Consider the following 12,064-nt stretch of genomic DNA (forward strand, 5'->3'; position numbering starts at 1 on the left):
GAAACTTCCCTGATAAGAGACAATGACGGTTTGTGTGAACTTTAGCTTTTTTTATAAACTCTTGGCTAACGTAATTGTCATCGGCGCACAGTGGGGCGACGAAGGAAAAGGGAAGATTACTGATTTATTGAGCCGTTCAGCCGATGTGGTGGTACGTCCCCAGGGGGGAGTTAATGCCGGCCACACCATTGTTGTTCAGGGAAAAACTTTCAAACTTCATCTGATTCCATCAGGGATTCTCTACCCGAACACAGAGTGTATCATTGGTTCAGGAACAGTTATTGATCCTAAAGTCTTACTCGAAGAATTAGGGCAATTTCGGTCCTTAGAAGTATCAACTGAAAACCTCTTTATCTCTCAAACTGCTCATGTCACGATGCCCTATCATCGTCTGTTTGATATGGCATCTGAAAAAAGAAGGGGTAAACATAAATTAGGGACAACAGGACGGGGAATAGGACCGACCTATGCAGATAAGTCGGAACGAACAGGCATTAGGATCATTGATTTAATGAACCCTAACGGCTTGCAGGAAAAATTAGAATGGACGATTAACTATAAAAATGTCATTTTAGAAAAACTGTATAACCTATCCCCTCTCAATCCTGAAGCTGTCATCGGGGAATACTTAGAATATGCTGAACAACTACGGCCCTATGTGGTGGATAGTTCCCTTAAAATTGCTGAAGCTATCCAAAAACGTAAAAATATCCTGTTCGAGGGGGCTCAAGGAACCCTGCTAGACTTAGATCACGGCACTTATCCTTATGTAACTTCTTCTAACCCTATCGCAGGAGGAGCTTGTGTGGGAGCTGGAGTGGGGCCGACTGTTATAGATCGGGTAATTGGAGTCGCCAAAGCTTATACAACTCGTGTGGGAGAAGGACCGTTTCCGACAGAATTGCGTGGCGAAGTAGGGGAATTATTAGGTGATCGCGGCGCAGAATTTGGAACTACTACTGGCCGTCGTCGCCGTTGTGGTTGGTTTGATGGAGTTATTGGCCGCTATGCAGTACGGATTAATGGTTTAGATTGTTTAGCTATTACTAAACTTGATGTCCTTGACGAATTGAAGGAGATAAAAGTCTGTATTGCCTACAAGCTCGATGGTAAAACTTGTAATCATCTTCCTAGTAACGCTAGAGAATTTGCTCAGTGTCAGCCTATTTACGAAACTTTGCCAGGGTGGCAACAGTCGACTACTAATTGTCGTGTTCTCGATGATCTTCCCCAAGCTGCTTTAAGCTATCTTAAGTTCTTAGCAGAATTAATGGAAACCCCCATTGCGATCATTTCCTTGGGAGCAAGTCGTGATCAAACGATAATCGTCGAAGATCCGATTCACGGACCGAAACGGGCGTTACTTAATGTCAACGGAGAACCCGTTAATTCAACATTTGATTAACAATTAACAATTTTGTTTTAGGGAGTAATTATCTATGTCTCTTAGTATTGAATGTCAAAAAAGGCCCGAAGGCAGTAAACCTAATGCCCTGCGTCGCGAAGGATTAATTCCTAGCAGTTTATATGGCCATGATGGAGCAAATTCTGTGTCCTTAGTCGTTAATGCGAAGGAAGCAATTAACCTTTTAAAAAAGGTTTCTGTCAATGAGACCATCATTGAAGTTAAGATATCTGATTTATCTTGGACAGGCAAAGCTTTGATTAGGGAAGTACAAGCTCATCCTTGGAAAAGAACGGTTTTACATTTAAGCTTCTTTCATGTAGCTAATACTGAAGCAGCCTAATGGTTTGACATTTTCATCCCCCTCAGTGAAAACATATTAATTAATATCCCCGTTAATCTACTGAGACAACGGGGAATTTTTAGCTTTCTAAAGCATCAGTTGATTTGTCAACTTCAAAGATTATTCTGGTCGTTCTGAAATTTCTGAGAAAGATTCACTAACCATTGGGAGATTATGGGAAGAAACTGGTAACTTAGGAGGATTATTACCTTGGTACGTTGAGGGTCGTACTTGCTGGTTAATTTGCCCCATCAAACTGGCCATTTCCAAGGCATTAAGAGCATAATTCCAACCCAAATTGCTTTTAATTCCAGCTCTTTCCAGAGCTTGTTGCATAGTATCGGTGGTTAAAACCCCAAAAATTACCGGAATGCCTGTTTGAAAACCCACTGCTGCTATCCCTTTAGCAACTTCTGCGGCTACATAATCAAAGTGAGGAGTATGTCCTCGAATCACAGCCCCCAAACAAATGATGGCATTATAACGATGAGATATAGCTAGTTGACGAGCCACTAAAGAGATTTCAAAACTCCCTGGGACCCAAATATAATCAACTTGATTGCTGTCAGGCTCAACATTGATACCGTGCCGTTTTAAACAATCCTGACAACCTGATAAAAGTTTTTCGGTCACTAGGTCATTAAAACGACCAATAACGACGGCAAAGCGTAAGGTAGATAGATTTTGAGTAAAAGTTCCCTCGAATGTTGTCATGATATTTAGTTGAGTAGGTCAGTGTAAGGGTTATTTCTTATCAGTAGAGGTCAACAGCTGTTGACCTCTACATCAGTTATTAGTTTATCCATGATTGACAGTTAATGCCCCTATCTGTAACTTCTACTTTCGATGGGGACATTTGCATTACATTTGAAAAGACGTTCAAAACCCCTACAATAATAACCAGGATAGTCCAAATAACAGACCAAATATTTGGGTTAATGTAGACTGATTTTAGTTTTGGGAAAAGGTATAGGCTGCTAGGACACCGAAAATTATGATAAAGGAAAAGAGGATTAAAACTGATAAAGCAATTTGGAAGATGATATACCTCGTAAAGGTTTTCTTAAAGCTAGCTTACTAATAAGTAAGCTGATAAAAACAAAAATATCCATAGCTTCCCTAATTTTAGTTATTTAAATCCTTGAGTAATTATCAAGTTCAAGATACAAGGAACTATTAGCTTATATTAGTAAGAACGTCACACTTCAGTAATTTTTATATCAAAAAAAGCTGTATAAATATACAGAGGTTAAATAAAAGTAATTTTATACTTTTATTTAATTCAGAAAAATAGAGTACCAATTTTTTTTAAAAAAAAGTTAAAATATATGTAAATAATATGATCTAATCAGTAATATTGCTCTATATAAATATAGGACAAGGAATTTATAAACAGTAATTTTATGAATAAATAGAAAATATTTAGCGATGCAATATTTTTTTTAGAAAATTAACTTATCTATACTTATACTAAAATTCATATTTTATTGAAAACCGATTCTTGTATTACTAAGTTTTTAGTAAAGAAAGCGCGAATTTTAATTCTACTAAAGCTTGTATAATATATATATTATACATTAATAAATAAAAAAAGAAGTGATACTATAATTTTTATTATTAATTCACTAGTAAAATAGCAGGCTAATTAACTTTAGGATTAAAAATTAACTTAATGTCTGAATTTACAAACTTTCTTTTTAATAAACTTCAATTTAATATTAGGATTTTCTATCTTTTTCAAATTTATTCCTTGGCTAAAATAGGCAGTATTTTTCATGAATTTAGACTTAACCTATATAATAATAGGTATACTGTTGATGCTGATTAGTTAATTTCAATACTCTTAATATTTAAGCTAATTTTCTTAAAAAAAATGAATATTAAGCTAAATATATTTTTACTTATTCTTAATATCTTTCAACTAACTAGTATTTAAAGCTTGTTAGTTTTTTAGGTTAGGTTTTTTATTAAAAAACTTAATTAAATATTTACTAGTCTCGTGAAATGAGATATATCTGCCAATACTTCAGTCAATCAAATCAATTTATTTATGACTTCCTTATAGAAGTTTTGAAGATTAAAAGTAACCTCTTTAGTTTAGATAAAAACTCATTTATCTAAATTTTTACTTATTTTATTTTTTTATAAAATTCTTATTTTTTTAGAATTTTATGTTTGTTCTAAGCATGAAAAAACTTAGTTTTAATAATTTTTAAAAAAGAGATAGTTTATATATTTTATGTATTTTCTTTTAAAAAAATATATACCTTTTTAAAAGAAATTTTAAGATATATTTTTTCCTGTTAAAGGAAACTATTTTAGAGTTAATTTATCATTTTTGCTTATTTTTGTAAAGTTTAAATATAAAAAAATAAGTCAATATTGTATATATTTACAGTAAAAAAACTATTTTTATCTCATTTAGAATCTAAAAATAAGTAGTGGTAAGTTTTTCTAACTTTGGAATTTAATTGTTAAACCTGAATTAAGTCTTTGCTTCTATAGGTATAAGTTAAGTAAAAATGTCAAGCATAAAATATATTTTGCGCAAGACAAAAATTGCAACAATACTATTTATATTAGAATTGCTATTTCTGAAAATTTAATTATTAACAATCAATTTTTTTCTTTATATATTTGATATTAATAGAATTAATGGCTTTCGCAAAGCTAAAAAAGTTAAAATTTTTTTTATATTTTTAAGCTTTAAAGTAGCTTAAAAATCGAATGTTAATTGAAAGCCAAAGAAACTACTTTAAATTCTATTTTTAGATTTTTTAAAATTAACTATTTATTGTTTTTTGCGATTTATTAATTGGAAGTTTTAGAATCTTATATTCTATTTTAGTTTACTTATATAAGTCTATTATATAAAGAAAATAATAGTAAATAAAAAATATATTCTGATTTATCTTTTATAAGATTTAAATTTTTTCTGAGTTTTTATCAATTATATACATCAATATATAATATTAATTATAATTAAGTTACTAGGTAACTTAATTAGTTCTGCAGATTTTTTTAGGAAAAAATTGATTTTAATAATCTTGTTCTATTGACTAAATTTGCTGTTATACGATAAAAGTCTTTATTGAAAATTTATACTAGTCATATGCTTTTAAATATTTTTTTATAGAATTTCATTTAGCTTTAAATATTAGTTAAGCTTGACAAAAAAAAGAGGTCAAAAAGTGAAGATTATGTCTAATTGACAAGATAGTACTTTGTTTCGAAATTATCTTAGGAATGGAATATCAAAATTAGCGTGTTTACTGTAGTAATACATTACAATTTTAATAAGTAAATTTTCAATGAATATGATTGATTTAAAAAAATCTATTATATTTTCTATTATATTTAATGTTCTTATTTTTAATAAGTTCTTATGAATCAAGACTAGAAATATTTTTCTAATTTAAATTATCATTTGTACTAATGATAAATGACTGGACAATAAATAGTTAAAGAAAGTTCATCTCTTTTCCGTGTACTCAGATGCTCCATTTACTCAAAAAAAAATATCTAAGTTTCCTTGTAAATCGTTTAGGTTTAATTAAATTTCTTGTTATTTTACCTATTTATTAACGTCTGTATAAGAGCAAAATTATGAAAACATTTATTTAAATTTATGAATATTGAGGCGTTGCAAAAAAAAAAGTTTATAACACTTCAATATTCTTTTTAATATAGGAGAAACACCTCAAAGTTAATTTATTAAATTACTATGTATAATAGTACATATTATGTGTTATCTTACAACAGCTTAGCCCATGTCTGATTTATATGTTTCTTGGCCAGAATATCATAAATATATTGAAAATTTAATAGTTCAGATATATCAATCTCAATGGGAATTTGACCAAATAGTTTGTTTAGCTAAAGGAGGGTTAAGAATTGGGGATATTCTCTGTCGTCTTTATAAAAAACCTCTAGCCATTCTCTATACCGCTTCATATATAGGCAAAAAAAATGAACTCCGAGGAAAAATTCAAATTTCTAATCACTTAGCCATGATAGGAGAATCATTAGGACATCGAATACTGTTAGTCGACGATTTAGTTGATTCTGGTATGAGTCTTCAAGAAGGAACTAAATGGTTACATAACTATGATTATAATCAAAAGATAATTGAAATTCGCTCTGCTGTCCTCTGGTATAAAAGTTGTTCTACAATTAAACCTGATTATTATGTGGAATATTTAGAAAATAATCCTTGGATTCATCAACCTTTTGAATTTTATGAACAAATAACCCCTGAAAATGTAGCTAACAGTTTCAATAATCATTATTTGTACTAAAATAGTAAGGTGTTTAGCCTGATATATGTATTCCATACTTCGAAAGTTATACAGTTAAATTACTGGTCCAAAAAGCAATTTACAAAATCTCTACGAAAAAACCATAGAGTCATCGATTATGCCAATCAATAATAAGAATTACTATCATGGATACGTTCTCATGTTAATAATGACGAATCTTTAAAGAAAATCTATAACCGCCTTTCTTGCATTGAAGGACATACTAGAGGGGTTAAAACGATGCTAACAGAGAACTTTCCCTGCCCAGAAATTTTAGTCCAATTAGCGGCAGTTAGAGAAACAATTGAGCGAGTATCTCGGTTAATTTTGGATAAACACTTAAGCGAATGTCTAGCACGTGCGGCACAAGAAGGTGATATCAATAAGGAAATTGAAGAATTAAAAGCAGCAATAGATAAATTTTTACCTTAATCGTATATTTACGTTAGTTGATTGTTTCTTAAAATCAAAAATCATATAGCGAATTAATTCAATTTAGCTTACTCACTCATGTCTTTCTGTCAAGACTTCTCAAGGTTATTTTCGAGTAAGTGGGAACAGATATAAACTGTAGGAGTGATTTTCTTGTGCAGATTATATTAATATATATGAGAAAAATTCCTTATTATTCCGCGTATTAGCTAAATAATTGGACTATAACACCAGTTGAGTCTAGAGAGATTGGAATCATAGGTACGACTAAACATATAAAGATGTTATCAACTTGATTTGGTAGAATTAACTTTGAAGAAGTTACTGTAGAAAAATAACTTTTACGAGCGGGGAAATTGACTTTTTTTTCTGAACGCAAACGCATGAGTATGATATGCAAAGGCAATAGTTAGTCAGACTGGGAACCTAAACACAATTACTCCTATGTGCAATCACTCCTATATGATTTCGATTAAAGTAGCTGCCAAATTAATTCTAACACGCTATCAATTCTCAATAATTTTATGGCACAATATGGCACAACAAGTGTTATAAGTGCTATAGTTAATTCCCAAACCTTCGACTCAATTCCCGACACAGGAACTTATCAAGGTACCAAACAAGAGTTGATTTAGTTAAGGTTAGAGGAAATTATGAATGTTCCTAGTCCTGAAGTTAAACTTACTTTAGCAAAGTTTAAAGAAACTTGTATTCGTATGATCGTTATTACGGAAGAATATCAATGAACGGCCCTGACGATTACAAAAAAAAAGTATATAATCCTGATTGGACAACTATTAGCAAAGTTTTCTCCATCCAAACTAGAATTATAGGAAAAACAAATCAACGTCTATATTAAAAGTGTACCTTAAATGTAAACTCTGTATCGTCCGTACTTTGCAAAGGTGCAAGAGATTAGTGATTATGACAGAAGATGAAGATGGAGTAAACAATGTCCATATCAAACAAGCAGATATAGATATCAGCATTGCTATGGGCATTACACAGATAGATGTAAATAAAGTGTGAATAAAGAGCAAATATTATGGTTTTCTCTGATGATAATTTTGCTACTGTTATCGCGACCAGAAGAAGATTTTCCAAGGAACCCCAATCATAAAATACCGATATTTTAAAAAAAATAGTGTTGATAACCTTATGTATTACTTAAATAAGTGATATACTTACATTTTGTTCAATCAATTTTTTTACCCTTGATCTTATGGAAAGTAATGATTACAATGAAGGTGCTTAAATTAAAGTTAATTTATATTTCTATATAACACAATTTATTTGATATTTAAGTATTAAATCGGCATCAATTATTGATCTATTTTTAATTTAGTTCCCTACTCTTTGTTTAGGTAGAATTGGAAAAAATTATTTATTTACTTCAAAAAAAAAGCATCAATCTTGTTAAGATATACAATACTAATCAAATAACTTATTTAAAAGATTAAAACTTAACGATTTATGTCCTCTGACTCATTACCTGAATTAAATGAAATTTGGCGAAAAACTCTACATTGGGAACCAACTAAATCACAACTTGAACTATGGGAGAAATTATATCAAGGAATTATATCATCCAATCGTAAAATCAACTTAACTAGGATTACTGACCCCAATGATTTTTGGGAAAAACACTTGTGGGATTCTTTAGCAGGCATTGATACAAAAATTATTGATATTAAGTTATCTTTAAAGGGAATCGATATTGGTACAGGGGCAGGATTTCCAGGTATTCCAGTAGCTACAATTTATCCTAATTTACAAGTTACTCTTCTTGATTCAAGAATTAAGAAGATCAAGTTTATTGACCTTATTTTAGACAATTTAAAGTTAAATAATTGTCAAACATTAGTCGGAAGATCAGAAACTATTGGACAAATTAAAGAATATCGAGCAACTTACGATTTAGCTTTAATTCGTGCTGTTGGTAGACCTTCTGTTTGTACTGAATATGCCTTGCCTCTCTTAAAAATCGGAGGAATAGCTGTATTATATAGGGGACATTGGCACGATGAAGATCAGTTAAACCTAAAATCTGCTTTAGAAAAATTAGGGGGTGAAATTATATCAATTAAAAATATTGAAACTCCATTAACTCAGAGTACTCGCAACTTTATTTATATTCAAAAAAGATCTACAACTCCCCGGCAATTTCCTCGTCAAATAGGAATACCTACTCAGAATCCTTTATAAACTGTACTCTACCATAACTGAGATACAAAACGTTGAAAAGAGAACGCCTCTTTGCTTAGTTTTTAAGAAACTAAATTATAAGTCAAATTTTTAGAGAAATGTTTTTAAAAATTATGAAGTAAAACTTTTGACCCTGACTGAACTTTCTGGAGATTATCGACTTTGAACTTGTGACTATTTTTACAATCAAGATTTTGCCCCAAATCCTTATATTGACAATAATATACAACTCGACATCTCAAGGGACTTTACATATTTGGGAGAAAAAGTTCTCAAGAGAGATAGGAACACTGACTGGTATTTTCCTTTAATAATTAAAATTTATTAATTCTGAGTAATTTCTTTAGATAGATAACCAAACATTTTGGATAAACAATTACAGCTTGAATGTTGAAATTTAACAATAAAATACTAAGTATAAAAGTATTATTTTTCAGCTCTATTTTCTAAACTCGTGATTTTACTCGTTAGTTCTACGTTATAAGTTCAATAGAATTAAACAATCTATGTTTTTGGTAAAAAAGTCTAAAAAAATAAGAACTTCGATAGTTTTCTAACTAAAATAGATAAATGTTTTCATAAAAAATCTTAATTATCATACTGATTATTAAGATATTAATCAATAATAAAATATTATTTTTTATGAGCAATAGATAAACTTTTTACCTTAAAAATGGATAGAAACATATTGTTAGTATATTTGATATATACAAAAAACGAATAACAAATTTAGGCAGTGTTGGTTATATATAGAGTTTGTTATTCTTCTTTTATTCTCTAAATATAAGTAAAAAAACAAACAAGAAACAAATAATAAAAACTGACAAAGTTAATTGATAGCATAGATTGAATTATTAGAATTAAATATAAATCTAATTCTTTTTTTAAAAAAAGCTAAGAAGAAATATTTATAATGATGCAGTTGACTAAATAACTAATCAAAGGCTATCAAATATATCCCATAATCTGTTTTTATTATTTCATCATGAATGTATAGAGAGTAATGTTTAAAATGGGAGACTAAGTAAAACGATTAAACATTATCTGATCATAATTAATATATTCTTTTGTCTATATATCAATTATATCAAGCAATAATTATATTCTCTCTTTTTAAGACTTATAGTATTTTCTTAAATCCAGTCTTTCTTAATTTCTTAACTAACTAAAGAAAATTAGTATAAAAATAATTTCACTCTTGCGAAGAGTGTATAGTTATTATGCTGATAATTTCCACTAAAGACTTTTTTCTGATTAACGAGGTATTCCCTATAATAACATCTATATTTAAAATACTCGTAATTTATTACTTAATAAACTTTTAGGACAGACGGGAACGGAGGGATTTGAACCCCCGACACCCAGGACCGGAACCTGGTGCTCTATCCACTGAGCTACGTACCCACAACCGAGTCTCAGGATAACATTATCTGTTGTCGGTTTGGAGATCATTAACAAAAACTTAACGACGGGTTTTAGGGTCCAATGCATCCCGTAAACCATCTCCAACATAGTTAATACTTAAAACAGTCAAAAAAATCGCTAACCCTGGAAAAAAAGCCATATGGGGTGACCAGGTCAAATAATCTTTGGCTTGAAACAGCATTTGTCCCCAAGTTGGCATATCAGGAGGAAATCCCAATCCTAGAAAACTTAAAGTAGATTCGGTAACAATTCCATTACCTACTGCTAGAGTCGCCGCTACGATGATGACACTTAAGACATTGGGTAGAATATGAACCGAGATTAATCGTAAAGGACTAGCACCCAGGGCAGTCGCCGCACTTATAAACTCCATTTCCCGTAGTTTTAACACATTTGCTCTCACAAGTCGCGCTACGGACATCCAATTAAGTCCACCAATGACTATCACAACTAAAATAAATATACCTAACTCAGGGCCGGCAATCATTTTAATCGTATCTCGAAATAGATAAACTACCAGCAATAATAGGGGTAATTGGGGTAACGATAAAAACAAATCCGTTAAGCGCATCAATACACTGTCTACTAACCCCCCATACAACCCAGCGATCACCCCGATAGCAGTTCCTAAAAAAATTGCCACCATCATAGCCGTAATTCCCACAGTTAAGGAAATGCGTCCTCCAAATAACACCCTTGCGAGTTGATCCTGCCCAAGATCATTGGTGCCAAAAAGATGTTGCCAACTTGGGGGAGTAGACGCTTGAGAAAAGTCAATGGTATCGATGGGAACATGATAAAAGAATGGACCAACAACGATACTAGTAATAATAAGACTTAATAAACCTAACCCCAATAAAGCTAGGCGATTACGACAAAACCGCCGCCAGGTATTTCGCCACAAATTATTTGAGGGATAATTTTTCAGTGTTGGGGACTCAAAAGTCATTAGATTCCTTGCTCTTACCCGACATAATTTTTAAAGACGCCCATCGTAAATCAGTTAATTCTTATCTTAACTTAACCCTTTAACCTTCATCATGTTATGTGAAGGGGTATAACATGATTCTAGGAGACTTTGTATTGCCAGCAATTTGCCAGGTCTCTACACATCTCAGTAACTGATGATAACCCCTATTCTGACAGTGTTCCTTTTAAACGGAGAACTCCCTATCTAAAAAAGCGCAAACAGTCAAGTATAAGTAATTATCTCTTAATAATATCGATGTGCCTTAATAAATAGGTAACATCTCTTCTCAAGGATTACCTGGAATTTAGAATAAAAGATGGCATCCTGATACTACAACTTGAAAATGGGGAGATTATCTAATCTCAGTCTTTCCTAAAAAGTTGAGTATAATTTCAAACCCAAGTCCTCCTTACTGCGGTTTAATAATTGGCTTGTCTTACAAGATGTTTTGTAGACGAAGTCCATTTTCTTCTCCTTTGTTGTCCTTTAACTCTTGTACTGACACTCTTTCTATCATAAAAACCTCAGAAGAAGTTACTTCCTCTGAGGTTTTTATGATAGAAAGCCGAAGCATTATGGCAACATGACTTTACCCCAATAAACATACCGTCTTCAAATGGGTATTGAGCAAGTTTTTATATTGATATTGATTATCAAATTATTTTTGTCGGATAAAGTTGACTTCAGCTCTAAAATAGATGGGATTAAATTCAGTGATACTAATATATTTCGGACAAATTTTTATGAGACTAATTCAATCGATACTGCCGATCTTCCAAATAAAGCTATCTTGAATTATTCAAGGTTTAGTGAGGCAAATTTAAGTGTTTTTTTTGAAAATACTTTTTTTATAAAAGTCTATTTCCACTGTTTAGTCTCGGTTAATCTAACTTAAATCAGAGCAAATCTAACGAGTGCTAATTTTGAGGAGCAACTGTTCAAGGCTCTGAATTTGGCAGAAATCTAGGCATGATTGAGAAAATGAA

Annotated in this window: 8 protein-coding genes and 1 tRNA gene; 6 read left to right on the forward strand and 3 right to left on the reverse strand. The window is 31.2% G+C overall.

The window, feature by feature from the left end; all coding sequences use genetic code 11:
* Positions 1-61 precede the first annotated feature (61 nt).
* Both P3F56_RS05100 and rplY read left to right on the forward strand, forming a co-directional pair.
* Entirely contained in the window at positions 62-1,405 is a 1,344-nt protein-coding gene (locus tag P3F56_RS05100; RefSeq protein WP_281151864.1) for an adenylosuccinate synthase, read from the forward strand.
* Positions 1,406-1,439: 34 nt separating this feature from the next.
* Positions 1,440-1,748 carry a 50S ribosomal protein L25 gene (gene rplY, locus P3F56_RS05105; protein WP_342637127.1) on the forward strand — a complete coding sequence of 103 codons (309 nt, stop codon included), beginning with the start codon at positions 1,440-1,442 and terminating at the stop codon, positions 1,746-1,748.
* Positions 1,749-1,868: 120 nt separating this feature from the next.
* Here rplY and ribH read toward each other — a convergent pair whose 3' ends face one another.
* On the reverse strand, positions 1,869-2,462 hold the full coding sequence (gene ribH, locus P3F56_RS05110; protein ID WP_281151865.1) for a 6,7-dimethyl-8-ribityllumazine synthase: 594 nt from the start codon (positions 2,460-2,462) through the stop codon (positions 1,869-1,871).
* A gap of 3,056 nt (positions 2,463-5,518) precedes the next feature.
* Between ribH and P3F56_RS05115 the strand changes: the two genes are divergently transcribed.
* The 4 genes from P3F56_RS05115 to rsmG all read left to right on the forward strand — a co-directional run bounded on the left by P3F56_RS05115 (position 5,519) and on the right by rsmG (position 8,683).
* Positions 5,519-6,046: a phosphoribosyltransferase gene (locus tag P3F56_RS05115; protein ID WP_281151866.1), complete on the forward strand. Its 528-nt coding sequence runs from the start codon at positions 5,519-5,521 to the stop codon at positions 6,044-6,046.
* Positions 6,047-6,196: 150 nt separating this feature from the next.
* The gene (locus tag P3F56_RS05120; RefSeq protein ID WP_405054782.1) at positions 6,197-6,478 is read left to right on the forward strand and encodes a metal-sensing transcriptional repressor; all 282 of its coding nucleotides are present in this window, start codon (positions 6,197-6,199) and stop codon (positions 6,476-6,478) included.
* Between the two features lie 861 nt (positions 6,479-7,339).
* Positions 7,340-7,507 carry a hypothetical protein gene (locus tag P3F56_RS05125; RefSeq protein WP_281151867.1) on the forward strand — a complete coding sequence of 56 codons (168 nt, stop codon included), beginning with the start codon at positions 7,340-7,342 and terminating at the stop codon, positions 7,505-7,507.
* Between the two features lie 444 nt (positions 7,508-7,951).
* Complete coding sequence (gene rsmG / locus P3F56_RS05130) at positions 7,952-8,683, forward strand: 16S rRNA (guanine(527)-N(7))-methyltransferase RsmG (RefSeq protein ID WP_281151868.1); 732 nt, start codon at positions 7,952-7,954, stop codon at positions 8,681-8,683.
* 1,331 nt (positions 8,684-10,014) lie between these two features.
* Here rsmG and P3F56_RS05135 read toward each other — a convergent pair.
* A tRNA-Arg gene (locus tag P3F56_RS05135) sits at positions 10,015-10,087 on the reverse strand.
* Positions 10,088-10,145: 58 nt separating this feature from the next.
* Positions 10,146-11,057 (reverse strand): ABC transporter permease, encoded by a 912-nt coding sequence (locus P3F56_RS05140; protein WP_281151869.1) that lies wholly within the window; start codon positions 11,055-11,057, stop codon positions 10,146-10,148.
* Positions 11,058-12,064: the final 1,007 nt, after the last annotated feature.

Origin of the sequence: cyanobacterium endosymbiont of Epithemia clementina EcSB, from assembly GCF_029919255.1 — a bacterium.
GTDB lineage: Bacteria > Cyanobacteriota > Cyanobacteriia > Cyanobacteriales > Microcystaceae > Rippkaea.